This window comes from Pseudomonas sp. Marseille-Q8238, assembly GCF_965111915.1.
In genome coordinates, this window is sequence record NZ_CBCOPI010000001.1 from 1,525,592 (window position 1) to 1,549,965 (window position 24,374).

General features: G+C 65.7%; 23 protein-coding genes and 3 riboswitches. Of the genes, 17 read left to right on the forward strand and 6 right to left on the reverse strand.

Annotated elements, in window-relative coordinates; genetic code table 11:
- The first annotated feature begins 147 nt into the window (after positions 1 to 147).
- Positions 148 to 1,233 carry a 3-deoxy-7-phosphoheptulonate synthase gene (locus tag ACWPW0_RS07035; protein ID WP_454254851.1) on the forward strand — a complete coding sequence of 362 codons (1,086 nt, stop codon included), beginning with the start codon at positions 148 to 150 and terminating at the stop codon, positions 1,231 to 1,233.
- Positions 1,234 to 1,305: 72 nt separating this feature from the next.
- Here the strand turns inward: ACWPW0_RS07035 and ACWPW0_RS07040 are convergent, their stop codons facing one another.
- Complete coding sequence (locus ACWPW0_RS07040) at positions 1,306 to 2,862, reverse strand: MFS transporter (RefSeq protein ID WP_454254852.1); 1,557 nt, start codon at positions 2,860 to 2,862, stop codon at positions 1,306 to 1,308.
- A 112-nt stretch (positions 2,863 to 2,974) separates the two neighbouring features.
- Here ACWPW0_RS07040 and ACWPW0_RS07045 point away from each other — a divergent pair, with 112 nt between their 5' ends.
- On the forward strand, positions 2,975 to 3,886 hold the full coding sequence (locus ACWPW0_RS07045) for a LysR family transcriptional regulator (RefSeq protein WP_454254853.1): 912 nt from the start codon (positions 2,975 to 2,977) through the stop codon (positions 3,884 to 3,886).
- A gap of 6 nt (positions 3,887 to 3,892) precedes the next feature.
- Here ACWPW0_RS07045 and ACWPW0_RS07050 read toward each other — a convergent pair whose 3' ends face one another.
- The 3 genes from ACWPW0_RS07050 to cobW all read right to left on the reverse strand — a co-directional run bounded on the left by ACWPW0_RS07050 (position 3,893) and on the right by cobW (position 10,777).
- Positions 3,893 to 5,503: an ATP-binding cassette domain-containing protein gene (locus tag ACWPW0_RS07050; protein ID WP_454254854.1), complete on the reverse strand. Its 1,611-nt coding sequence runs from the start codon at positions 5,501 to 5,503 to the stop codon at positions 3,893 to 3,895.
- A gap of 365 nt (positions 5,504 to 5,868) precedes the next feature.
- Positions 5,869 to 9,603 (reverse strand): cobaltochelatase subunit CobN, encoded by a 3,735-nt coding sequence (gene cobN / locus ACWPW0_RS07055; RefSeq protein WP_454254855.1) that lies wholly within the window; start codon positions 9,601 to 9,603, stop codon positions 5,869 to 5,871.
- Between the two features lie 121 nt (positions 9,604 to 9,724).
- On the reverse strand, positions 9,725 to 10,777 hold the full coding sequence (cobW, locus tag ACWPW0_RS07060; protein ID WP_454254856.1) for a cobalamin biosynthesis protein CobW: 1,053 nt from the start codon (positions 10,775 to 10,777) through the stop codon (positions 9,725 to 9,727).
- A gap of 242 nt (positions 10,778 to 11,019) precedes the next feature.
- A riboswitch (cobalamin riboswitch) is annotated at positions 11,020 to 11,215 on the reverse strand.
- Positions 11,216 to 11,295: 80 nt separating this feature from the next.
- Positions 11,296 to 11,488: riboswitch (cobalamin riboswitch) on the forward strand.
- 101 nt (positions 11,489 to 11,589) lie between these two features.
- Here cobW and ACWPW0_RS07065 point away from each other — a divergent pair.
- The 4 genes from ACWPW0_RS07065 to cobM all read left to right on the forward strand — a co-directional run bounded on the left by ACWPW0_RS07065 (position 11,590) and on the right by cobM (position 13,774).
- Positions 11,590 to 11,775: a CbtB domain-containing protein gene (locus tag ACWPW0_RS07065; RefSeq protein ID WP_447590438.1), complete on the forward strand. Its 186-nt coding sequence runs from the start codon at positions 11,590 to 11,592 to the stop codon at positions 11,773 to 11,775.
- Between the two features lie 10 nt (positions 11,776 to 11,785).
- Positions 11,786 to 12,505, forward strand: a complete 720-nt coding sequence (locus ACWPW0_RS07070) for a CbtA family protein (RefSeq protein ID WP_454254857.1) — start codon at positions 11,786 to 11,788, stop codon at positions 12,503 to 12,505.
- Positions 12,502 to 12,909 carry a cobalamin biosynthesis protein gene (locus ACWPW0_RS07075; protein WP_454254858.1) on the forward strand — a complete coding sequence of 136 codons (408 nt, stop codon included), beginning with the start codon at positions 12,502 to 12,504 and terminating at the stop codon, positions 12,907 to 12,909. Before ACWPW0_RS07070 ends, ACWPW0_RS07075 begins: the two co-directional genes overlap by 4 nt.
- Before the next feature lie 88 nt (positions 12,910 to 12,997).
- On the forward strand, positions 12,998 to 13,774 hold the full coding sequence (gene cobM / locus ACWPW0_RS07080; protein WP_447590446.1) for a precorrin-4 C(11)-methyltransferase: 777 nt from the start codon (positions 12,998 to 13,000) through the stop codon (positions 13,772 to 13,774).
- On the opposite strand, the gene ACWPW0_RS07085 is transcribed toward cobM, so the two are convergent.
- Entirely contained in the window at positions 13,734 to 14,045 is a 312-nt protein-coding gene (locus ACWPW0_RS07085) for a hypothetical protein (RefSeq protein ID WP_454254859.1), read from the reverse strand. The genes cobM and ACWPW0_RS07085 overlap by 41 nt on opposite strands.
- 123 nt (positions 14,046 to 14,168) lie before the next feature.
- Between ACWPW0_RS07085 and ACWPW0_RS07090 the strand changes: the two genes are divergently transcribed.
- The 5 genes from ACWPW0_RS07090 (at position 14,169) to ACWPW0_RS07110 (ending at position 17,611) form a co-directional block, all read left to right on the forward strand.
- Positions 14,169 to 14,840 (forward strand): DNA-3-methyladenine glycosylase I, encoded by a 672-nt coding sequence (locus ACWPW0_RS07090; protein ID WP_447590450.1) that lies wholly within the window; start codon positions 14,169 to 14,171, stop codon positions 14,838 to 14,840.
- 14 nt (positions 14,841 to 14,854) lie between these two features.
- On the forward strand, positions 14,855 to 15,622 hold the full coding sequence (locus tag ACWPW0_RS07095) for an NAD-dependent deacylase (protein ID WP_454254860.1): 768 nt from the start codon (positions 14,855 to 14,857) through the stop codon (positions 15,620 to 15,622).
- Between the two features lie 69 nt (positions 15,623 to 15,691).
- Entirely contained in the window at positions 15,692 to 16,348 is a 657-nt protein-coding gene (locus tag ACWPW0_RS07100) for a C40 family peptidase (protein ID WP_454254861.1), read from the forward strand.
- 79 nt (positions 16,349 to 16,427) lie between these two features.
- On the forward strand, positions 16,428 to 16,952 hold the full coding sequence (locus ACWPW0_RS07105) for a C40 family peptidase (RefSeq protein WP_454254862.1): 525 nt from the start codon (positions 16,428 to 16,430) through the stop codon (positions 16,950 to 16,952).
- Complete coding sequence (locus ACWPW0_RS07110; protein ID WP_454254863.1) at positions 16,949 to 17,611, forward strand: O-methyltransferase; 663 nt, start codon at positions 16,949 to 16,951, stop codon at positions 17,609 to 17,611. The genes ACWPW0_RS07105 and ACWPW0_RS07110 overlap by 4 nt, the downstream gene beginning before the upstream one ends.
- Before the next feature lie 16 nt (positions 17,612 to 17,627).
- Here ACWPW0_RS07110 and ACWPW0_RS07115 read toward each other — a convergent pair whose 3' ends face one another.
- Positions 17,628 to 17,963: a four-helix bundle copper-binding protein gene (locus tag ACWPW0_RS07115; RefSeq protein WP_454254864.1), complete on the reverse strand. Its 336-nt coding sequence runs from the start codon at positions 17,961 to 17,963 to the stop codon at positions 17,628 to 17,630.
- A gap of 113 nt (positions 17,964 to 18,076) precedes the next feature.
- Positions 18,077 to 18,246, forward strand: a riboswitch (cobalamin riboswitch).
- A gap of 150 nt (positions 18,247 to 18,396) precedes the next feature.
- Between ACWPW0_RS07115 and cobO the strand changes: the two genes are divergently transcribed.
- From cobO to ACWPW0_RS07145, 6 genes are read left to right on the forward strand one after another with little or no spacing between them, the layout of a single operon-like run.
- Positions 18,397 to 19,032: a cob(I)yrinic acid a,c-diamide adenosyltransferase gene (gene cobO / locus ACWPW0_RS07120; protein WP_454254865.1), complete on the forward strand. Its 636-nt coding sequence runs from the start codon at positions 18,397 to 18,399 to the stop codon at positions 19,030 to 19,032.
- Positions 19,032 to 20,327 (forward strand): cobyrinate a,c-diamide synthase, encoded by a 1,296-nt coding sequence (locus ACWPW0_RS07125; protein ID WP_454254866.1) that lies wholly within the window; start codon positions 19,032 to 19,034, stop codon positions 20,325 to 20,327. The genes cobO and ACWPW0_RS07125 overlap by 1 nt, the downstream gene beginning before the upstream one ends.
- Positions 20,324 to 20,971: a 5,6-dimethylbenzimidazole synthase gene (bluB, locus tag ACWPW0_RS07130; protein WP_454254867.1), complete on the forward strand. Its 648-nt coding sequence runs from the start codon at positions 20,324 to 20,326 to the stop codon at positions 20,969 to 20,971. Before ACWPW0_RS07125 ends, bluB begins: the two co-directional genes overlap by 4 nt.
- Positions 20,968 to 21,876: an adenosylcobinamide-phosphate synthase CbiB gene (gene cbiB / locus ACWPW0_RS07135; protein WP_454254868.1), complete on the forward strand. Its 909-nt coding sequence runs from the start codon at positions 20,968 to 20,970 to the stop codon at positions 21,874 to 21,876. Before bluB ends, cbiB begins: the two co-directional genes overlap by 4 nt.
- A complete protein-coding gene (gene cobD, locus ACWPW0_RS07140) occupies positions 21,869 to 22,861 on the forward strand; it encodes a threonine-phosphate decarboxylase CobD (protein ID WP_454256706.1) in 993 nt (330 codons plus the stop codon). The genes cbiB and cobD overlap by 8 nt, the downstream gene beginning before the upstream one ends.
- A 23-nt stretch (positions 22,862 to 22,884) precedes the next feature.
- Complete coding sequence (locus ACWPW0_RS07145) at positions 22,885 to 24,354, forward strand: cobyric acid synthase (protein WP_454256707.1); 1,470 nt, start codon at positions 22,885 to 22,887, stop codon at positions 24,352 to 24,354.
- The last annotated feature ends 20 nt before the right edge of the window (positions 24,355 to 24,374 follow it).

The window sequence follows — 24,374 nt, forward strand, 5'->3', positions numbered from 1 at the left end:
CGATCATGACCGCATACGCCACCTATTACGCCGACTCCCGCTACGACTGGCGATTTACCGCCCGCAGCGCCGCCATTCCCCTGAATCGAACATCCAGCAGATAGCACGCCGCGCGCGGCCCAGCCCGCGCCGGCCGAGGAGTCCAGCATGACCGCAGCCGTTTCCCCCCGCCTTTCGCCCGCCGCCAACGCCGACCTGCACCTGGTCTCCAGTGCCCGGCGCCAGACGTCACCCCTGCCGAGCGCCAGCCAGTTGCGCGAGCAGTTGCCCCTAGCCCCGCTACTGGCTCGCCAGGTGCAACAGCAGCGCCAGGCCATTCGCGCGATTCTCGATGGCAGCGACCCGCGCCTGCTGGTGGTGGTCGGCCCCTGCTCGCTGCACGACGAGCAGGCCGTGCTCGAGTACGCCGGGCGCCTGGCCGCACTGAGCGAACGGGTGAGTGATCGTCTGCTGTTGGTGATGCGCGCCTACGTGGAAAAGCCACGGACCACGGTGGGCTGGAAAGGCCTGGTCTACGACCCGGCGCTGGATGGCAGCAGCGATATGGCCGAGGGCCTGCGACGCTCGCGTCAGTTGATGCTACGCCTGCTGGAGCAGGGCTTGCCGCTGGCCAGCGAACTGCTGCAACCGCTGGTGGCCGGCTACTTCGATGACCTGCTCGGCTGGGCTGCCATCGGTGCGCGCACCAGCGAATCCCAGGTGCACCGCGAGCTGGTCAGCGGCCTGGAGATGCCGGTGGGCTTCAAGAACGGCACCGACGGCAGCCTCGGCATCGCCTGTGACGCCATGCGTTCGGCGGCTCACGCCCATCAGCATTTCGGCGTCGATGGTCACGGCCGGCCAGCGCTGGTAGAGACCCAGGGCAACCCGGATACCCACCTGGTCCTGCGCGGTGGCCATGGCGGCCCCAACCATGATGCGGCCAGCGTGGCGGTGGCGCGGGCCGAGCTGGAACGGCAGGGCATCACGCCGCGGATCATGGTCGATTGCAGCCACGCCAACAGCGGCAAGAACCCGTTGCGCCAACCCGATGTGCTGCGCAGCGTGCTCGACCAGCGCCTGGCCGGCGATGCCGCACTGCGTGCGGTGATGATCGAGAGCCACCTGTTCGACGGCGCGCAGAGCCTTGGCGGCGAACTGCGTTACGGTGTGTCGATCACCGATGCCTGCCTGGGCTGGGTGGGTACCGAGCAGATGTTGCTCGAGGCAGCGGAGCGCTTGCGCAGCCGATAGCTCCCCTTCAATGAAAACGGGCCTGCAACGCAGGCCCGTTTTCGTTCTGGGGGCGCATTAAACGTTAGCGGTCTACTGCGTATTACCCTTGCCGCGCCGGAAGAACAGCCTGCTCAGCAGGCCAAGCGCGCAAGCACCAAGACCTGCGTAGAGCATGGTCCAACCCGCGCCGTGGCGAAGTGCGGCCTGGGCGATTGCCGGGCCTGTCTCCGTCAGCCCTGGCAAGGTCAGGGTGTCCAGTTTGCCGGCTGCAATCTCCTGGCTGAGGGTGGCCCACTGCGCGGCTGTCGTACCGGGCAGCACATCGACAAGGTATTGGGCGATCCCGAGTATGAGCACCAGGCCCATCAGGGCGATGTTCAGTGCCAGCGTGATGAGTCGGGCGCTGAAGTCGATGCCCGAGGCCATGCCGGCCCGGTCGGCCGAGACCGAGCCGGTGGTGGTGTTGGTGGTGGGCGAGTTGGTCAGTGCCAGCCCCGCGCCGGCAATGGCACAGCCGAGAAGAATCAGCGCAATGCTGGGCTGATCGGCCTGGTTGACCGCAGCCATGACGATAAAGCCTGTGCCCATCATGCCCAGACCCAGCGGAATGATGCGTTCGGCGCCATAGCGCAGGGCCAGGCGTTCGGCCAGCGGTGGCACCAGCAAGGTGGGCAGCGTGTAGGCGAGCAGGGCGCCGCCAGCGGTCATCGTGTCGTAGCCCAGGCCGGCCTGGAAATATAGCGGCAGGTAGATCATGAAGGGCCAGAAACTGAAGTTCATGCCGACCGAGCCCATCAACGCGCCGTTGAAACGCTGGATGCGGAACACCGAGAAATCGAACATCGGCTGTGCGCTGCGCCGCTCGATGAAGATGAACAGCAACAGCCCGGCCACCGACAAGCCCGCCCAACCGAGCATCACGGGTGTGCCGAAGCCGCTCTCGGTGCCTTGGGTGATGAAGTAGACCAGGGCGAACACCGTCAGCGTCAGGGTCGTCATGCCGGCAATGTCGAGACGATGAGCAGCCGGATCGCGCGATTCCTGCACGCTCACACGCAGCAGCGCCAACGTCAGCAGGGTGAGTGGTGCATGCACCAGAAACACCCAGCGCCAATCCGCCACGGCCAGGATCAGTGCCCCCACCATCGGCCCGAAACCCAGGCCCACACCGGCAATCACACCCCACAGCGCGAATGCACGGGCACGGGCCTTGGGCTCACGAAACTGGTGCGAGAGGATGGCGAACTGGCAGATCATCATCGCGCCAGCTCCCACGCCCTGGACGAAGCGCGCCACGATCAGGGTGGACGCCTCGCTGGCCAGCCCGCAGGCCAGCGAGGCCAGGCCGAAGACCCAGAGGCACAGCACCAGTATGCGTCGCCGGCCGAAGCGATCGGCCAATGTGCCCGCCGCCATCAGTACGCTGGTGCAGGCCAGGGTGTAGGCATTCATGATCCATTGGGCATCCTGGAAGCCCGTGCCCAGTTGCTGCTCGAGCGTCGGCAGGATGACCGGCACGCTGGAAATCTCCAGGCCGAACATCAGCGCCACCAGGCAGATGGCGGTAAGGGCAAGGCCATCCCGGCCGGCGCGCGGCGGGTGAGCCGCTGCGATGTCGGCGGTGGTAGGGGTACTGGCGGGGGGCATGGGATATCTCCTTCGAGTGGCGCCATAGGGTGTGCATGCCATTCTCAGGGGAATCTGTTTCTTTATTCGTGATAAGTTTTCCATTCATTGGGGATTTTTGAGCGACAATTGAATGGCCACTCCACGTTTTGACGGCGTCGAACTCTTTCTGCAAATCGTCGAGAGCGGCAACCTGACGGAGGCCGCCGAGCGGCTGAATCTCACCCGCTCCGCCGTCGGCAAGGGGCTGGCGCGACTGGAGGCGCGGCTGGGCACGCGCCTGTTGCAGCGCTCCACCCGTCGCCAGCGCCTGACCGAAGACGGGCAGGCCTACTACGAGCATTGCCTGCGCGCGCTGGCCGAGCTGGAGGCTGCCGAATCCGTCCTGGAAAGTGGCCGGCAGCAACCACGCGGGCGATTGCGGGTGAGCGTGCCGCTGGCCTTCGGTCACCACTATGCCGCGCCGGCGCTATGGGGCCTGCTGGATCATTACCCGGAGCTGGAAATCGAGATTTCCTTCTCCGACCGCCTGGTGGATGTGGCGCAGGAAGGGTTCGACCTGACCGTACGCATCGGCCAGTTGCCCGATACGGACCGCCTGAGCGCCCGCCGCCTGGGCGAACAGGCCATGGGCCTGGGCGCCTCGCCTGCTTACCTGCAGCGTTGCGGTCGAATCGAGCGAATCGAGGACCTCGTCGGCCATCGAGGCATTGGTTACGGCGGTGCCGGGCCGCGTTCGGGCTGGGAGCTGAGTGACGCACAAGGGCGCCTGCACCACGCGCGGGTGGCCTCCCCGCTGTGGCTGGACGACCTGCAGGCCGTGGCCGATGCCGCCATTGCCGGCGTGGGCCTGGCCTGGTTGCCGAGCTGGCTGCTCGCACACTATGTATTGCGCGGGCAACTGGAGCCGGTGCTGACGAACTACCGCGGGCAGCCCTTGCCAATTCACGTCGTCTGGCCCACGGCACCGTATATGCCAGCCAAGACACGCTGTGCTATCGATGCCCTGGTGGCGGCTACGCCGTCATGCCTGGCGGGGAGCTGATCACCGTCAACAGCGCTCGTACTGCCAGCCCGCGCACGTCCAGCGCAGGTGTTCTGTCGGTGCCAGCGCGTCGATAAAGGCTGCGTCGTGTGACACCACGACCAAGGCGCCCTGGTAGTCCCGCAACATGGCTTCCACCGCGAGCAGCGAGTCCAGGTCGATATGGTTGTCCGGTTCATCGAGCAGCAGGAGCTGGGCGGCCGGTGCCGCACCGATCACGGCGGCCAGCGCGACTTTCAGGCGTTCGCCGCCGCTGAGCCGTGCACAGGGCAACAGGGCCTTTTCAGCGTCGAGGCCCAGGTGCATCAAGCGGGTGCGGGCGGTCGCTTCGCTGAGGTCGGCGTTGCACGTGCGCAAATGCTCGAGCGCCGATGCAGCGCCACCTAGGCGGACCAGATGTTGGTCGAGATAGGCCGAGGTGACGTCTACCCGACACTCACCTGCAGCAGGTGCTAGCCTGCCCGCCAGCAACGCTAGCAGGGAGGACTTGCCGCAGCCATTGGGGCCGCTGATAGCCAGGCGTCGTGGGCCGAACAGTTCGAGGTCGGGCACTGTGCCGGGAGAGAATGGCAGGCGCAGGTCCGTCAGGCTCAGTACCCGCTTGCCATCCGCCAGATCCGCTTGCTGGCCATGCAGGTCGATACGGGTATCGGCTGCGACGTGTGCTGCTGCGTCACGTACCGCGGTATCGAACTGCCGGCGCGTCTCGTCCAGGCGCCGTTCGAAGCGGCCGGCACTGACTTCGCTGCGACCCTTCTGCGCATCGAGCAGAATTCTGGCCTGGTTGCCTTCCTTGCCCGCGCGCTTGCCGCTGGCCGTGCGTCGTTGCTGGCGTTCATGCTGGAGCTGCAGTTCCCGCTCGCCACGTTTGCGTTCCAGGCGGGCGTGCTCAAGGGCATGCTGGGCGGCCAGGCGCTCACGTTCCTGAGCCGCCCGGTAGAAGCGGTAGTTGCCGCCGTAGCTGCGCAGCCCTCTGGGTGAAAGCTCGACGAGACGCTGCATGCCGTCGAGCAGTTCACGGTCATGGCTGACCACCAGTAACCCGCCTCGCCAGGCGGCCAGGCGTTGGTAGAGACGGTGCCTGCCTGCACGGTCCAGGTGATTGCTCGGCTCATCGAGGATCAGAAAGTCGGCAGGGGTGAGCAGCGCCCCGAGCAAGGCCACGCGGGTGCATTCACCCCCGCTGAGGCGGGCAGCGGGTGCATTCAGGTCAAGGTGACCAAGGCCGTCATCCTGCAGCGCAGCACGCAGGCGTTCGGCGATGTCCCACTGGCCATCGAGCAAGTCGATATCGCCATCGTGCATCTGGCCGCGTTCGAGTCGCGCCAGCGCGCTGATCTGCGGGCCTATACCGGCCAGGTCGGCGACACTGGCGCTGCCAGGTGGCGTGATGATCTGTGGCAGGTAGCGCAACAGGGCAGGGCGCGTGATATGGCCTGTAGTGGGTTGCAGCTGCCCGGCGAGCAGGCGTGCGAGCACGCTCTTGCCGCTGCCGTTACGCCCGACGAGGCCGGTGTGGCGAGCATCGAATGTCTCGCTCAGGGTATCGAGCAGCAAGGTGCCGTTGGGGAATTGAAAGGAAACGCGATCGAGCGCGATAAAAGGCGAGTTCGTCATGAATGACTCCAGCTAATGCCGTGAACACGCGCAGCCAGGGGCCGCGGCGGCGAATCACAGGTCGTGCGGACACGACGGCATTACTGGCGCATTGGACGAAACTCCTTCGGGAAATGAGCGCGTAGGCTAAACCCAAGGCCAGGCCAGGGCAACCGAGGACGCGTGTAAAAGCCGAAAAGCGCTCAAGGTGATAGCAGCCGAAGGGTGGACAATGCTCTTTTTTGTCCACCATTGCACTCAGCGAGCGGTGGGGGGGATGGGCCGCGTAGCCGACGCTCTGTGCATCCACCACTGGCAGGGTGGATCGGTGAAGCGTGATCCACCCTGCCAGTGGCGCAGCCGGCTCTCGGCCGCGATATCAGGGCTCAGCTTTCCTCGCTGTCGATCAGCAGGTTTTCCAGGGCTTCGCGGTACTCGCCCGGCTCCTGCCACATACCGCGCTGCTGGGCTTCGAGCAGGCGTTCGATGATGTCCTGCAGGGCGCCGGGGTTGTGCTGCTGGATGAAGTCGCGGGTGTCCCGGTCGAGCAGGTAGGCGTCGGTGAGCAGCGCGTACTGGTGGTCGTCGACCAGCTCGCTGGTGGCGTCGAAGGCGAACAGGTAGTCGATGGTCGCGGCCAGTTCGAAGGCGCCCTTGTAACCGTGGCGCTTCATGCCCTCGATCCACTTCGGGTTGGCCGCGCGGGCGCGTACCACGCGTGCCAGTTCCTGCTTGAGGGTGCGGATGCGCGGGGTGTCCGGCTGGCTGTTGTCGCCGTGGTAGCTGGCCACCCTGGCGCCACGCAGGGTTTCCACCGCTGCCAGCATGCCGCCCTGGAACTGGTAGTAGTCGTTGGAATCGAGAATGTCGTGCTCGCGGTTGTCCTGGTTGTGCAGCACCGCCTGCAGGTGCTCCAGGCGCTCGGCGAACTGTGCCCGCGCCGGTGTGCCTTCGCTGCCTTTGCCGTAGGCGTAGCCGCCCCAGTTCAGGTACACCTCGGCGAGATCCGCACGGCTTTGCCAGAGGCGTTCCTCGATGGCGTTCTGCACCCCGGCACCGTAAGCGCCGGGCTTGGCGCCGAAGATCCGCCAACCGGCCTGACGTCGTGCTTCGGCTTCATCCAGGCCGTCATCCTGCAAGGCCAGGGCTTCCTGCCAGACGCGCGCCGAGAGCGGGTTCATGTCTTCCGGTTCGTCCAGGTCGATGACGGCTTGCACGGCGTCGTCGAACAGGCGGATCAGGTTGGCGAAGGCGTCGCGGAAGAAACCGGATACGCGCAGGGTTACATCGACCCGTGGACGGCCGAGCTGCTCCAGGGGCAGCACCTCGAAGCGTTCGACCCGCTGGCTACCGGCCTGCCACACCGGGCGCACGCCCATCAGGGCCATGGCCTGGGCGATATCGTCACCGCCAGTGCGCATGGTCGCGGTGCCCCATACGGACAGGCCGAGCTGGCGCAGGTGGTCGCCTTCATCCTGCAGATGGCGTTCGAGCAGACGGTCGGCGGCCTGCACTCCGAGGCGCCAGGCGGTGGGTGTGGGCAGGTTGCGCACATCCACCGAATAGAAATTGCGCCCGGTGGGCAGCACGTCGAGACGACCGCGACTCGGCGCGCCGCTCGGGCCGGAGGGCACGAAGCGGCCATTCAGGGCGGCAAGCAGGCCGTGCATTTCCGCAGCGCCACAGGCGTCGAGCAGCGGGGCGATCTGCTCTCGCAGGCTGTGCAGTACGGCATCACTGGCCGGGCCGATGGATTCGCAATCCGTTGCTTCGATCAGGCTCAGCCCGAGCAGCTCCAGGCGTTCGCGGGTATCGCCAAAACTGCGCCAGGGGTCATCGCTGAGGTTCGCCAGGATCTCCGGATGCGGCCCCGCCCAGGGCGCGGCCATATCACAGTCCAGCGGGTCGAAGTCAAGCGCCAGGTCGCGGGCGAGGGCGCGCAGCAGGCTGGCATTGCCACCCTGGCCATCACCGCGGGGAATGCGCAGCAGCGCCAGTAGGGTATCGCGACGCAATTGGCCGGCTGGCGATGCGCCGAACACATGCAGGCCATCGCGAATCTGCGATTCCTTGAGGTCGCACAGGTAGGCGTCGAGTTGCGGCAGCCAGCTCTGCGGATCGTCGTTGAGCTGCAGGCCCAGTTCGCGATCCAGACTGGCTTCGCGCACCTTGAGCAGGATCTCGCCACGCAGCTCGGCGGCGCGGCGCAGGTCGAGCTGGCTGGCGTCGTAGTACTCGTCGGCCAACCGTTCCAGGTCACGCAGCGGGCCGTAGCTTTCGGCACGGGTCAGCGGCGGCATCAGGTGGTCGATGATCACCGCCTGGGTGCGGCGCTTGGCCTGGGCGCCTTCGCCGGGGTCGTTGACGATAAACGGGTAGATATTCGGCAGTGCGCCGAGGATCGCCGTTGGCCAGCAGCTCTCGGAGAGGCCGACGCTCTTGCCCGGCAGCCATTCCAGGTTGCCGTGCTTGCCGACGTGGATCACCGCATTGGCGGCGAACACCTGGCGCATCCAGAAGTAGAACGCCAGGTAGCCGTGGGGCGGCACCAGGTCGGGGTCGTGGTAGACCGCCGCGGCGTCGACCTGATAACCCCGTGCCGGCTGGATGCCGACGAAGGTCAGGCCGAAGCGCAGGCCGGCGATCATCAGGCGGCCGCTGCGGAACATCGGGTCGTTTTCCGGCGCGCCCCAGCGCTCCAGCACGGCCTGACAGTTGGCCTCGGGCAGGGTGGCGAAAAACCGCCGGTAGTCGTCCAGCGCCAGACTTTGTGCGCAGGGGCGCAGGTCGAGGTTGTCGAGGTCGTTGGTCACGCCGCCGAGCAACTGGTGGATCAGCGCGGTACCGCTGTCCGGCAATTCATCGACCGGATAACCCTGCTGCTGCAGGGCCTGCAGGATATTCAGCGCGGCCGCCGGGGTATCCAGGCCGACGCCGTTGCCGATGCGGCCATCGCGGGTCGGGTAGTTGGCCAGCACCAGGGCGACACGTTTGTCCGCTGCGGGCGTGCGCTGCAGATCGCTCCAGTGCCGCGCCAGTTCGGCGACGAAATCCATGCCTGGCAGGTGCGCGCGGTAGCAGACCACATCGCTCTGGCTGCGCTCGCTGCGCCAGGCCAGGCCCTTGAAGCTGATCGGTCGGGTAATCAGCCGGCCGTCCAGCTCCGGCAAGGCAATGTGCATAGCCAGGTCGCGTGGGCCGAGCCCCTGGGCATTGGCCTGCCACTGTTCTTCGCTGTCCAGGGCGCAGAGCGCTTGCAGTACCGGTACGTCGCGGCGAAATGGCCGTGATTGCGGTGCTTCAGGGTTGGATTGAGCGAAGCCGGTGGTGTTGAGAATGACGCTCGCACCGGCTTCGTCCAGCCAATCCTCGACCTGTTGCAGACAGGCAGCCTCCTTGAGGCTGGCGACGGCGATGGGCAGCGGGTTGAGGCCCTGGGCCTGCAAGCGTTGGCAGAACGTATCGACGAAGGCGGTGTTCGCCGCCTGCACATGAGTGCGATAGAACAGCAGCGCGGCGACGGGTGCGTTCGGCTGCCAATCGGCGCGCCAGTCATCCAGGTGCGCGTCGCCCTTGTGCGGGTGATAGAGGCCGACGCGGGGCAGGGCGCGCGGCGCTTCCCAGGTGTAGTTGCGATCCAGGTAGCGGTTGGCGATGCAGTGGAAGAACTGCCGGGCGTTGTCCACGCCGCCCTGGCGCAGGTATTGCCACAGGCGCTCGGCGTCTTCGGCGGCGACATTGCCGAGGCCGGTCAGCTCGGGGTCCGGGCTGTCGTCACCGGGCACCAGGATCAGCTTCGCCCCGCGCCCGGCCAGTTCGACCAGGCGTTCGATACCGTAGCGCCAGTAACTGACGCCACCGTGCACGGAAATCAGGATGACCTTGGCGTGCTGCAGCACCTGCTCGACGTAGAAGTCCACCGAAGCGTGGTTGCCCAGCTGTGCCGGGCTGGCCAGGCGCAGGCTGGGGTAATCCTCGGGCAGGTGGCGGGCGACCTCGGCGAGCAGCGACAGGTGCGAATCGCCGGTGCACAGCACCACCAGTTCGGCGGGCGTCTGGCCGAGGTCGGCGATGCTGTCGGCCGGCAGGGCGACGCCGGGCTGGGTGCGCAGCAGGTGCATGGGTCAGGTGCTCGGACGTGCAGAGGGAAAGAGCGTCGCTGGCGTGCCGAACCCCAGCAGAAGGGCTCCTGTACGGGCAGCGCGTGTGCTGTGGTCCTGCATTCCGGCGGTCACTGGCAACTCATGCCAGTGCGGCGTGCAGCTCGGCGCTGATGGCCGCCTGATCCAGCTCCTGGCCGATCACCACCAGGCGGCTGATACGGCTTTCATCGGCTTTCCAGGCGCGGTCGAAATGCTTGTCGAAGCGCTGGCCAACGCCTTGCAGCAACAGGCGCATGGGTTTGCCGGGAATGGCGGCGAAGCCTTTGATGCGCAGGATGCCATGGTTGCCCACGGCGTCTTTCAGGGCTTGCAGCAGGCGTGCTTCCTCGGCCTCGGGCAGGTCGACGGAGAAGGAGTCGAACTCATCGTGATCGTGCTCTTCATGGTCTTCGAGGTCGTGGTGGGTCTTGCGCGCGTCGATGTGCAGCTCGGTTTCGCTGTTCAGGCCGAGCAGCACGGAAAGCGGCAACTGACCGCTACGGGCTTCGATGACCTTGACCGCCTCCGGCAGTTCTTCGGCCACTTCGGCACGCACGGCGGCCAGGGCGTCGGCGTCGAGCAGGTCGGTCTTGTTGAGGATCACCAGGTCGGCGCTGGCCAGTTGGTCGGCGAACAGCTCGTGCAGCGGCGACTCATGATCGAGGTTGGGGTCCTGTTTGCGCAGGGCGTCGACCTGATCCGGGAAGGCGGCGAAGGTGCCGGCGGCCACGGCAGGGCTGTCGACCACGGTGATGACTGCATCGACGGTGCAGGCATTGCGGATTTCCGGCCAGTTGAAGGCCTGTACCAGCGGCTTGGGCAGGGCCAGGCCGGAAGTCTCGATAAGGATGTGGTCGAGGTCGCCGCGACGTGCCACCAGTTCGCGCATGACCGGGAAGAACTCTTCCTGCACGGTGCAGCAGACGCAGCCGTTGGCCAGTTCGTAGACGCGGCCGATGGCTTCTTCCTCGGTGCAGCCTATGCTGCACTGCTGCAGGATGGCGCCGTCGATGCCCAGCTCGCCGAATTCGTTGACGATCACCGCGATGCGCCGGCCTTCGGCGTTGTCCAGCATGTGGCGCAGCAGCGTGGTTTTACCGGCGCCGAGAAAGCCGGTGACGATGGTGACGGGAAGTTTGGCGAGCGTTTTCATGGAGGGCCCTGGCATCAGTAGGAGCGGCGAGCGGGCAATGCGATGACAGGCACCAGCCGAAGCTGGCGCGCGGACATCACCGGATCACCCCGCCCGGTTGTCTAAGAACCTGTTTACGATCTCCTGGCTCGCGGCCATACGGCGTTAAAAACGCCCTCGGAATGCTCATTTACTACTTGTAAACTGCGCTTCCTCGGGCGTTTTTGCCTTGTCTGGTTCTAATCCAGAAGATCGTAAACAGGCTCTAAGCGTTCAGCGAGGCAGGTCTCCTGGCTCACGACCGGCGCTTGGCGCATGCCTTTCGCCTTCCCGCGTCATCGCAGTGGCGTATTGAAAGGCAGCAGTCGTTCACAGTTGCGGGGGCAGCCACGGCTTGCCGTGTTCCCTCTTAGCTTCGCGACCGGCAGGCGGCGAAGAACCTCGAAAGCGGCAAGGCTACGCAGTGCCTGTGGGGCGGTCAATCGCGGTGCGGCGGATGGCCTTGGTAACAAGTTGACGCAATCGGTACTTCGTGGTGTTCTAGCGCGGTTTTTCCAGGTGTCTTGCGCCGCCGTGTGCAAGGTGAAACGGGAAGCCGGTTCGAGTCCGGTGCTGCCCCCGCAACGGTACGCGAATGTCCGGGATCGCCCGCCAACAGGCTGGGACGTTTGATCTCTGCTGCTGATAGCAGTCATCGCAAGCCCGGAGACCGGCCTGGAAGCCCCGTTTGGCAACCCGCGGTGGGCGGGAACGCGTCGGAATCAGGTCCAGCGGATCTGCTCGTGCTGCGTTCCTTCCTTAGCATCGCCCTATAACCCTGGAAGGTTCAGATCATGTCCAGCAGCACTTTGTCGACCTCGGCATCACTCCCGCTTTCCCTCTCGCAGCGTCTGATCCTGGCGATCTCCAGTGTGGTGCTCGGCGCCGCGCTGATCTTCTTCGCCGGCTTCTCGCATATCGAGGCCGTGCACAACGCCGCCCACGATACCCGTCACAGCGCTGCGTTCCCGTGCCACTGAGGATACCGACATGATCAAGCGTATCGCTCAGACCGCAGGTTTTGCCGGCCTGCTGGCCGCCATCGTCCTGACCCTGCTGCAAGCCCTGTGGGTCACTCCACTGATCCTGCATGCGGAAACCTTCGAAACCGCCGAGCCGGTGGCCGCCGTGGCCGAACACAGTCATGAGGCCGCTGTTGCCGAGCACGATCATGGCGCCGCTGCCGGCCACAGCCATGATGCAGAAGCCTGGTCGCCGGAAGATGGCTGGCAGCGCCTGCTGTCCACCGGCCTGAGCAACCTGGTGGTGGCTGTCGGCTTCGCCTTGATGCTCGCTGGCCTGTTCACCCTGCGCGCGCCGAACAAGACCTGGCAGGGCCTGGTCTGGGGCCTGGCGGGCTTCGCCACCTTCGTTCTCGCGCCATCCGCCGGCCTGCCGCCGGAACTGCCGGGCACTGCCGCCGCCGACCTGCTCCTGCGTCAGTACTGGTGGATCGGTACCGCGGCGTCTACCGCCGCAGGCCTGGCGCTGCTGGCGTTCGGCAGCAACTGGGTGCTGCGCATTCTCGGCGTGGTGATTCTGGTCATTCCGCATGTGATTGGCGCGCCGCAGCCGGACGTCCACGAGAGCCTGGCTCCAGAAGCGCTGGAGCACCAGTTCATCATCGCTTCGCTGGTGACCAACGCGCTGTTCTGGTCCGCCCTCGGCCTGGCCGCCGCCTGGCTATACGGCCGTAGCCGCAACGCTTGAGTCTGACTTCATCCACAGTCGTCGCCGGCTTTGGTTGCCGGCGCGACTGTCCGATGGAGGCGCTGCTGGAGCTGCTGCAGATCACCCTGCGCCAATGTGGCCTGCAACTGGCCGACCTCTCGGCACTCGCCAGCAGTGCCAGCAAGCAACACGAACCCGGCCTGTTGCGCCTGGCCGAGCATCTGCATTTGCCGCTCGCCTTCCTCCCCGCCGAACACCTGGCGCGCTACCATGAGCGTCTGACTGAGCCGTCCGCGGCATCACTACAAGCCACCGGCAGTGCCGGCGTGGCCGAGGCCAGTGCGTTGGCCCAGGCGGAAGCGCTGAGTGGCCGCCCCGCGCGTTTATTGGTGAGCAAGCGCAAGAGTGCACAAGCGACGCTGGCATTGGCGGGGGCGTTGTAGCGCTCGACTCACGGATGCTAGTCAGCGAACCCATGGTGGAAGGAAACAGCGTCTTCCACCCTACGTCTTGTGGTTTTTCGAGGCTCCCATGACCGTCTATTTCATCGGCGCCGGCCCCGGCGATCCCGAGCTGATTACCGTCAAGGGTCAGCGGTTGATTCGTTCGTGCCCAGTGATCCTGTATGCCGGCTCGCTGGTGCCCGAGGCGGTGCTGGCTGGAAACAGTGCCGAGCAGGTGGTCAATACCGCCGAATTGCACTTGAGTGAAATCATCGAACTGATCGCTACGGCACATGGCAAGGGCCAGGACGTGGCCCGCGTACACTCTGGTGATCCGTCACTCTACGGTGCAATCGGCGAGCAGATTCGTCAGTTGCGCGCGCTGACTATTCCGTTCGAGATCGTTCCGGGAGTCACGGCGACCGCCGCCTGTGCGGCGCTGCTGGAAAGCGAGCTGACCCTGCCGGAGGTCTCGCAGACGCTGATCCTCACGCGCTATGCCAGCAAGTCGAACATGCCCGATGGTGAGCAACTGGGCGACCTGGCCCGGCATGGGGCGACCATGGCCATCCACCTGGGTGTGCAGCACCTGGCGCGAATAGTTGAAGAATTGCTGCCGCACTATGGCGCCGATTGCCCGATTGCCGTGGTGCACCGGGCGACCTGGCCGGATCAGGACTGGGTGCAGGGTACGCTCGCCGATATTGAGGCAAGGGTCCGCGACAAAGGCTTCCGGCGCACGGCATTGATTCTGGTCGGGCATGTGCTGGGGGCGGAGCAGTTCGCTGATTCGGCGCTGTACAACGCCGATCACCAGCATCTGTTCAGAGCGGCAGGCGACGCAGACAGTAACGACTCGAATTGACCTTGCCCCGGTTGTCGGCGATGGCGATTTCGGCGCCGTGCTCACGCAGGCGCAGGTTGATGTCGCTGGCAAACAACTGCTGGATGAAGGCCTTGTAGGCGAGCGTCACGTGCAGGTGCTCGGTGAGAAAGGCATGCAGAGCGGGCAGGGTGAAGCTCCATGCGCCCGGCGAGCAGTCGAAGCCGGCAAAACGCAGCTCGTCGATGACAAACGGATCGCCCTGTAGAACGGACAGGCAGCACGCCAGAAAGGGCTCGGTGGCATCAGGCATGGCAAGGTTCACGGGAAACGGTGCGGCAGTGTGGCAAAAAATCCATGCTGCCTGCAAAGCCCGTGGTTGCCTGGTTGTTCGGTGGCGGGCACCCTGTGAACCTCTTATTACCCAGGAGCCCCCATGCGCGATTACACCTGGCTTCACGAATACTGTCTGAATCGTTTCGGCTCGGCCGCTGCCCTGGAGGCGATGTTGCCCGAGCCCCTGTCCAGCGACGCGCTGCGGCAGATCCCGGATGACCGTTACCTGTCGCTGATTGCCCTGCGGGTATTCCGTGCCGGCCTCAAGCACAGCCTGGTCGATGCCAAGTGGCCGGCATTCGAGGAGGTGTTCTTTGGTTTCGTCCCGGAGAAGGTCGCGTTGATGAGTGCCGAGCATCTTGAGCGGCTGATGCAGGACACGCGGATCATTCGTCACCTGGGCAAGCTCAAGAGCGTACCGCGCAATGCCCAGTTCATTCTCGATGTGCAGAAGGAGCGGGGCAGCTTCGGTGCGTTGATCGCCGATTGGCCCACGGACGATATCGTCGGCCTGTGGAAGTACCTGGCCAAGCACGGTAGTCAGTTGGGTGGCCTGTCGGCGCCGCGCTTTCTGCGAATGGCGGGCAAGGATACCTTCGTGCCCACCTACGACGTGGTGGCTGCCCTGCAGGCGCAGAAGGTCATCGACAAGGCACCCACCAGCCTCAAGGATCTCGCCGCTGTCCAGGCGGTGTTCAATCGCTGGCAGGAGCAGAGCGGTCGGCCCTTGTGTCAGCTGTCGGCGATGCTGGCGCACACGGTCAATCATTGAGCGAGGCACGGGCGATGGAGCAGGCGATCCTCCAGGTGGCGCGAGCCATCGAGCAGGCCGAGCGCATTTTGGTCATTACCGGTGCCGGGGTGTCGGCGGACTCCGGGTTGCCGACCTATCGCGGGCTGGGCGGGCTGTACAACGGCCATACGGCTGAGGGGTTGCCCATCGAAGCGGCGCTGTCCGGCCCCATGCTGCAACGCGACCCGGCCCTGTGCTGGAAATACCTGGCCGAGTTGGGCAAGGCCTGCCTGGCCGCGCGGCCGAATGCCGGACATGCCGCCATCGCCGAGTTGCAACGGCGCAAGCCCGGTTGCTGGGTGCTGACGCAAAATATCGACGGCTATCACCGGGCGGCAGGCAGCCCGGCGCAGCGGCTGATCGAGATTCATGGCGAGTTGGCGCCGTTGTCCTGCCAGTCTTGCGGCGCCGAGGATGATGAGTTGATCGAGCACCTGCAGCGACCTCTGCCGCCACGTTGTGCCCGCTGCGCAGGGGTACTGCGCCCATCCGTGGTGCTGTTCGAAGAAAGGTTGCCGGAGGCGGCGCTGGGGAAACTTTACGACGAGCTGCGCAAGGGCTTCGATGTAGTGCTGGCCGTGGGCACTACAGCAAGCTTCCCCTACATCGTCGAACCGGTGATGCAGGCCAGAAAGACCGGGGGCTTCACGGTCGAAGTGAACCCTTCCAGCACCGACTTGAGCCGCTGGGTGGATGTTCGCCTGGAGGGGAAGGCGTTAGATGTTTTGCCGGCGTTGCTAAGTCACATTCCCGAGCATTGAATTTGCAATCTCGTTTATCAGACGGCATAGTCGCCCACTTGTTTATAACTATTCCACACGGTCGTGCCCATGCTAAAGCGCTTCGCACCCCTCGTGCCCATTGCACTTTCGGTCCTCCTGGTGGCGTGTGCCAGCCAGGCACCGCAGCCACAAGTCAGCGTGGCAGATTCCCGTTCCGGCTCCGGTTCTTCCTTCGTTTTCAGCCCGTCCACCGTTCAGGCCGAAGTGGCCAATGACGAGCTGAGTGTCGAGCAACTGGCAGAGTTCTCCGATCACAAGCCCTACGAGCTGCCGAGCTTCGCCGACAGCATCCTCGAACACGGCATGTCCCTGATCGGCACCAAATATCGCTTCGGTGGCCGCTCGGCGCAGACAGGCTTCGACTGCAGCGGTTTCGTCGGCTACCTGTTCAGCGAAGAGGCTGGCATCCAGCTGCCGCGTTCGACCCGTGAAATGATCAACCTGGATGCACCGCTGGTCTCGCGTACCGATCTGGAGCCGGGCGATGTGATCTTCTTCAACAACCGGGGTCGTGGCCGTGTCAGCCATGCCGGCATCTACCTGGGCGATGACCAGTTTATCCATTCCAGCAGTAGCCGTAGCGGCGGTGTACGGATCGATAGCCTGGACGACAGCTACTGGAGCCGCAGCTACATGGAGGCCAAGCGTGTGCTGGCCATGGCGCCGGACCACGACGCTTCGGTGCAAAAAGCGCCGCGTCGCTGATCGTTGTTTGCGGTTGCAGGGTTGCGCCTGCGCCGCAGTCTCGGCAGAGTGGGCGCATTCCGGCCAGGATCGCCCGCTCATGCATTTCACGGCTCGCTTTGCCCTGCTTGCCCTCGCCACGCTGCTGACTGCATGCGCTGGCAACGCCCCCGCCCCACAAACCCCTGTTGCGCCACCTTTCCCTACCGTCACCCATGACAGCTCCGCCGATGTGCTGATGAGTGCCATTGGCCTGGTGGGCACGCCTTACCGTTATGGCGGCAACACGCCGGACAGCGGTTTCGATTGCAGTGGGCTGATCGGCTATGTCTATCGCAACTCCGCCGGTATCCAGCTGCCGCGCTCGACACGGGAGATGATCGGCATCCGTGCACCGAGCGTGGGCCGTGATGCCCTGCAAAGCGGGGATCTGGTGTTCTTCGCCACCAATGGCGGCAGCCAGGTCAGCCATGCCGGCATCTATGTCGGCGAGGGGCGTTTCGTTCATGCGCCTTCCAGTGGGGGGACGGTGCGCCTGGACAGCCTGAGCAATGCCTACTGGCAGAAGTCCTACCTCAGCGCCAAGCGCGTGCTCAGCGCTTCCCGATTGGCCCAGCAGCCATGACCGGCCGCACCCTGGCGCTCGACGACGATCTCTACCGTTACCTGCTCGATGTGTCTCTGCGTGAGTCACCGCTGCTCAAGCGGCTGCGTGAGGAAACCGCGCACCTGTCGATGTCGCGCTGGCAGATCGCGCCGGAGCAAGGGCAGTTCATGTCGTTGCTGGTGCAGTTGACCGGGGCGCGACGTCTGCTGGAAATCGGCACGTTCACTGGCTACAGCGCCATTTGCCTGGCCTCGGCGATGCCCAGCGACGGGCAATTGATCTGCTGTGACCTGCCTGGCGACTACAACGCCATCGCTCGGCGCTATTGGCATGAGGCCGGCCTGCTCGAGCGCATTGACCTGCGCCTGGCGCCCGCACTGGAAACCCTGACGGCATTGGAGCGCGGCGGTCAGGGCGACAGCTTCGACCTGATCTTCATCGACGCCGACAAGGCGAATTACCCGGTTTACCTGGAGCATGCACTGGCGCTGGTGCGCCCGGGCGGGTTGATCCTGTTCGATAACGTGCTGTGGAGCGGCCGCGTGCTCGAATCGCAGCCAGACAGCGCCGACACGCGAGCCATCCAGTCGCTCAACCGCCGACTGAAGAGCGATGCGCGCATCGACCTGTCGCTACTGCCGATTGGCGATGGCCTGACTCTCTGTCGCAAGCGTTGAATAACGCGCCGGAGCATCAGGCTCCGGCGGCCAACGCCTCGCATTCCACTACGCAACGCAGGCAAGCCTGGGCGCATTCCTGACAGTGGTCGTGTTGGTGCTTGCCGCAGGCCTCGGCGCAGGCCTGGCAGGCGAGGGTGCACAGACGGCAGACTTCATCGACCAGCGGACTGTCGCGTGCCATCAGTACGGCGGCCAGCCGACACAGGTCGGCGCAGTCGTGGTCGCAACTGATGCACAGGGCCATATGCTGGATATCGGCTTCCTTGAGGCAGGCGGCAGCGCAGGTTTCACAGGCGATGGCGCAAGCGTTGCAGGACTGGATACAGGAGGCATAGCGTTCTCGGATCATCGGGCGTCTCCTCGTGGAGTGGCTGTTCTACCTGTCGACGCCGCCTGGCTGAGAGGGTTCGCCTGGTCTTCCCAACGGTCGCTCGATTGACCCGTAGGGCGGCCAGCCACTAAGCTGCGCGGCTTGTTCCAGGTGCCTGCCGCGTTGGCGCGAATCAGGTGAAACAGGGAAGCCGGCACACCGTGCTCGATTGCAGGTGACTCCGGCGCTGCCCCCGCAACGGTAGGTGAGGAAAACGTCACGCCTCACAAGCCCGGAGACCGGCCTGAAACGATCCACGGCAGTGCGGAGGGCGCTGCGGGTGGGTGAGTCTGCGAGGCTCATCGCCTGACCCTTTGCCTGTCTTCAATGAATAGTCCATGCGCGTGGTCTGTCTGGCCGGCGTGTGGCGCTTGCGCATTGCCTGCGCGAGCCCTGCTGAGAAAGGCCCGGCATGAGCGAATCGAGTGAATCCGCCTCCCGCGAATCGGCTGCGCGCGATGAGCGCCACAAGGCGCGTATGCAGCGCAAGAAGGCGCTGATCGACGAGAAGATCGCCCAGGCCCAGGACGAGTACGGCCTGCTGCTGGTGCATACCGGCAACGGCAAGGGCAAGAGCAGCTCGGCCTTCGGCATGGTCGCGCGGGCGCTCGGGCATGGCCTCAAGGTTGGCGTGGTGCAGTTCATCAAGGGCGCGGCCAGTACCGGTGAGGAGCGTTTCTTCCGGCGCTTCCCGGATGAGGTCAGCTACCACGTGATGGGCGAGGGTTTCACCTGGGAAACCCAGGATCGCCAGCGCGATATCGACAAGGCGCAACAGGCCTGGGCCGTGGCGGCGCAACTGCTGAACGACCCGCAGATCGGCCTGGTGGTACTCGACGAACTGAACATCGCCCTCAAGCATGGCTACCTGCAACTGGATGCGGTGCTCGCCGACATCGAAGCGCGGCCGCTGCTGCAGCATGTGGTGGTGACCGGGCGCGGCGCGCCAGCGGGCCTGATCGAAGCCGCTGACACCGTGACCGAGATGAGCCTGGTGAAACACGCATTCAAGGCCGGCGTAAAGGCGCAGAAGGGCATCGAATACTGATGACCCAGCCACATGTTTGCCCGGCCCTGCTGATTGCTGCACCCGCCTCGGGACAAGGCAAGACCACGGTGACCGCCGCCCTGGCGCGCTTGCATACGCGTGCTGGCCGGCGTGTGCGCGTATTCAAGTGCGGTCCGGACTTCCTCGACCCGATGATTCTGGCGCGTGCCTCTGGGCAGGACGTGTATCAGTTGGATCTGTGGATGGTGGGCGAGGAAGAGTGTCACCGGCTGCTCTGGGAGGCGGCGGGGCAGGCCGATCTGATCCTCATCGAAGGGGTGATGGGCCTGTTCGATGGTGCACCTTCGGCGGCCGATCTGGCGCGGCGTTTTGGCATCCCGGTGCTGGGTGTGATCGATGGTGCGGCGATGGCGCAAACCTTCGGTGCGCTGGCCCACGGCCTGGCGACCTTCCAGCCAGACTTGCCCTTCGCCGGAGTGCTGGCCAACCGCACGGGCAGCCTGCGCCATGGCGATATCCTGCGCGACAGCCTGCCGCCCTCCATTCACTGGTACGGCGCGCTCCCGCGCAGTGCCGCGGTCGAACTGCCAAGCCGCCACCTGGGCCTGGTCCAGGCCGAGGAATTGGCTGACCTTGATACCCGGTTGGATGCCGCCGCAGATGCGCTGTTGGCCAGTGCCGGGGATGTGCTGCCATTGCCGGTGACGTTCGCCGCGCCCCAGCCCGCATCGGTGCCGGCGTTGCTCGATGGCGTGCGCATTGGGGTGGCCCGCGATACCGCGTTTGCATTCCTGTATCAGGCCAACCTGGACCTGCTGCGTCAGCTCGGTGCCCACCTGGCGTTTTTCTCGCCGCTGCAGGACAGCGCCTTGCCGCCTGTCGACAGCCTGTACCTGCCCGGCGGCTACCCCGAATTGCACCTGCAGCAACTGGCTGGCAATCGGCCGATGGGCGAGGCGATCCGCGCGCACCATGCGGCTGGCAAGCCGATCCTCGCCGAATGCGGCGGCATGCTCTACCTGCTCGAACGGCTGACGGACAAGCACGGCGAAGCGGCCGACCTGCTCGGCCTGCTGCCTGGCAGCGCCCAGATGCAGACGCGCATGGCCGCCCTCGGCCTGCAGCGTGTGGCGTTGCCGGAGGGCCTGTTGCGTGGGCACACCTACCACCATTCACTGCTCGACTGCGCCCTGGAGCCCGTGGCCTGCGGCAGCAGCCCCAACCAGCGTCCGGCCGCCGAGGCGGTGTATCGCATCGGTCGCCTGACGGCCTCCTACATCCACTTCTACCTGCCGTCGAATCCTCAGGCCGCAGCCAGGTTGCTGCAGCCATGAGCGATCAGGCGTTCAGCGCCGCCGAGCGCGAAGCGGTGTACCGGGCGATTGCCGAGCGCCGCGACATGCGCCATTTCGCCGGAGGGGAGGTGGCACCTGAACTGCTCGCCCGCTTGCTCGAGGCTGCGCATCACGCACCAAGCGTCGGCCTGATGCAGCCCTGGCGCTTCATTCGCATCACCACGGCCGACCTGCGCGAGGCGATCCACGCGCAGGTCGAGGTCGAGCGCCAGCGCACCGCCGAGGCGCTCGGCGAGCGCAGCGATGAGTTCATGCGGCTCAAGGTCGAGGGTGTCCGCGATTGCGCCGAGCTGTTGGTGGCGGCACTGATGGACGAGCGCGAGGCACATATCTTCGGCCGCCGTACCTTGCCGGAGATGGACCTGGCCTCGTTGGCCTGCGCCATCCAGAACCTGTGGCTGGCAGCGCGCGCGGAAGGGCTCGGCCTGGGCTGGGTCTCGCTGTTCGACCCGCACGCCCTCGCCGACCTGCTGCACATGCCGCCCGGTAGCAAGCCGATGGCGATTCTCTGCCTGGGGCCGGTCACCGCCTTCTATAGCGAACCAATGCTGGTTCAGGAGGGCTGGGCTGCGCCGCGTCCCCTGGCCGAGCTGTTGTATACCGACCGCTGGGGGCAGCCATGAGCCTGGTGATTGCTACGCTGGCGGGTGTGATGCTGGACAGTGCCCTGGGCGAGCCACGGCGTTGGCATCCGCTGGTGGCGTTCGGCAACCTGGCGCAACGCATCGAGCGGCGCCTCAACAGCGGTGGTCACGGCTGGCGTAGCCATGGCGTCACAGGTTGGTGCATGGCGGTGCTGCCGTTGACCCTGCTCACGGTGTTGTTGGTGAGCCTGCCCTATGTCGGTTGGCTGGTCGACGTACTGGCCCTGTACGCTGCGCTTGGCCTGCGCAGCCTGGGCGAGCATGCCCAGCCGGTGGCCCAGGCGTTGCGTCTGGGCGATCTGCCGGAGGCGCGGCGTCGTGTCAGTTACATGGTCAGCCGGCGTACCGAAGAGCTGGATGCCACAGGTGTTGCGCGAGCCGGCACGGAGTCGGTGCTGGAGAACGGCAGCGATGCGGTGTTTGCCGCGCTATTCTGGTTTCTCGTGGCCGGTGCGCCGGGCGTGGTGTTGTACCGCCTGAGCAATACCCTGGACGCGATGTGGGGCTATCGCAACGAGCGCTTCGAACGCTTCGGCTGGGCTGCGGCGCGTATCGACGATGTACTCAATTACCTGCCGGCCCGCCTGGTGGCGCTGACCTACGCGCTGCTTGGCAAGACCGCGACGGCGCTGCGTTGCTGGCGGCGCCAGGCCCCGCAATGGGACAGTCCCAATGCCGGGCCGGTGATGGCGGCGGGGGCCGGTGCGCTGGGTGTGGCGCTTGGCGGTGCGGCGGTGTACCACGGCGAGCTGCATCAGCGCCCGACCCTGGGCGAAGGCCCACAGCCACGGGCGCGGGATATCGAACGGGCGATGAATCTGGTATGGGGCGGCGTGCTGCTGTGGCTGGCGCTGCTGGTAATCGGGAGTGTTTACCTTGCTTGAACACGGCGGACGCCTGCGGGTAGCGGCACAGCACTATGCAATCGACCTGGCCGACTGGCTCGACCTGTCCACGGGTATCGCCCCGTATCACGGCGCGTTGCCCGAGATTCCGCCTGCGGTCTGGAATCGCCTGCCGGAGCTGGAAGATGGCCTGGAGGCGGCGGCGCGTGATTACTACGGCGTGCCCAGACTCTTGCCCGTGGCCGGCTCGCAGGCGGCGATCCAGGCGCTGCCGCGTTTACGCCGCAACGCTCAGGTGGGCATCGTTTCGCCAGCCTATGCCGAACATGCCGAAGCCTGGCGCCGAGAAGGGCACCGTCTGCTGGAAATCAGCGAGGGCTCCGTAGCCCGCGCGCTGGATCGCCTGGATGTGCTGGTGGTGATCAACCCGAATAACCCGACTGGCCGGCGCATCTCGCCGCAGGTGCTGCTCGACTGGCATGCCAGCCTGGCTGCGCGTGGGGGCTGGCTGGTGGTGGACGAGGCCTTCATCGACTGCACCCCGGAGGAAAGCCTGGCTGCCCATGCCCACCTGCCGGGGCTGATCGTGCTGCGCTCGTTCGGCAAGTTTTTTGGCCTGGCCGGTATTCGCCTGGGCTTCGTCCTGGCCGAGCCGGCTTTGCTGGGCAAACTGAACGAGTTGCTGGGGCCCTGGAGCATCAGTGGCCCCGCGCGCCTGGTTGCCACGGCGGCGCTGTGCGACACCCATGGCTTGCGCCAGCAGCGCCAGCGCCTGCTCGGCGATGGCCTGCGCCTGGCGATACTGCTCAGCAGCCACGGCTTGCCGCCAGCGGGCGGTACCGCGATGTTTCATCTGGTGCTGCACGAGCAGCCGCCGCTGCTACACGACTTTCTCGCCCGGCGCGGCATTCTCGTACGACTGATCAATAATCCACCGGGCCTGCGTTTCGGCCTGCCGGGTGACGAGGCCGGCTGGCAGCGGCTGGATGCGGCGTTGCGTGCATTTGCGTTGGAGCAGCCATGAGCGCCCAAGTGCAGGCCACCCGGATGCGTGCCACCCGAGTGCGGGCCACCCTGATGGTGCAGGGCACCACGTCTGATGCCGGGAAAAGCACGCTGGTGACGGCGCTGTGCCGTTGGCTCAGGCGTCAGGGCGTGGCGGTGGTGCCGTTCAAACCGCAAAACATGGCACTGAACAGCGCGGTGACTGCCGATGGTGGCGAGATCGGTCGCGCCCAGGCGGTACAGGCCCAGGCCAGTGGCCTGGCGCCGCATACCGACATGAACCCCGTGCTGCTCAAGCCCAACAGCGACACCGGCTCACAGGTGATCATCCATGGCCGCGCGGTCGGCAACATGAATGCGCTGAGCTATCACGCGTACAAGCAGGTGGCGCGCGAGGCCGTGCTGGCTTCCCATCGGCGCCTGCAAGAAGCCTACGACGTGGTGATGGTGGAGGGTGCCGGCTCGCCTGCCGAGATCAACCTGCGCGCCAACGACATCGCCAACATGGGCTTCGCCGAGGCGGTCGACTGCCCGGTGGTTCTGATCGCCGATATCGACAAGGGCGGCGTGTTCGCCCACCTGGTTGGCACCCTCGAACTGCTATCGCCCAGCGAGCAGGCACGGGTGAAGGGCTTCGTGATCAACCGCTTTCGTGGCGATATCGCCCTGTTGCAACCAGGCCTGGACTGGCTGGAGCAGCGAACCGGCAAGCCGGTGCTCGGCGTGCTGCCTTACCTGCGCGATTTTCATCTGGAAGCCGAGGACGCCATCGACCGGCGCCAGGGTGACAAGCGCGGCGAGCAACTGCGGGTGGTGGTGCCGGTGCTGCCACGAATCAGTAACCACACTGATTTCGACCCACTGCGACTGCACCCGCAGGTCGACCTGCAGTTCATCGCGCCGGGGCAGGCGATCCCGGCGGCAGACCTGATCATCCTGCCCGGCTCGAAGAGCGTGCGCGCCGACCTGGCGTTCCTGCGCGTCAATGGCTGGGAGCGCGCGCTGCAGCGTCATCTCCGCTACGGCGGCAAGCTACTTGGCATCTGTGGTGGTCTGCAGATGCTCGGCACGCGGATCGACGACCCCCACGGGCTTGAAGGTGACGCCGGGCATAGCGCAGGTTTTGCCTTGCTCGATTTCGCCACGGTGCTGGAGCCGGAGAAGCAGTTGCGCACGGTGACAGGGCGCTTGGGCCTGGAACAGGCCGAGGTCACCGGCTACGAGATTCATGCGGGCGTCAGCAGCGGCCCTGGGTTGTCCAGCCCGGCGGTGGTGCTGGACGATGGCCGCGTTGACGGGGCGATCAGTGCCGACGGCCAGGTTATCGGCACCTACCTGCACGGTCTGTTCGAAACCCCGCAGGCCTGTTCCGCGCTGTTGCGCTGGGCCGGGTTGGAGCGGGTGGAGCAGGTGGATTACCACGCCCTGCGCGAGCGGGATATCGAGCGCTTGGCCGATCTGGTCGAGGCGCATCTGGATACCGGAAAGCTGCGGGCATTGTGTGGCCTGTAGGGTGATATCGCCTGCCAGGC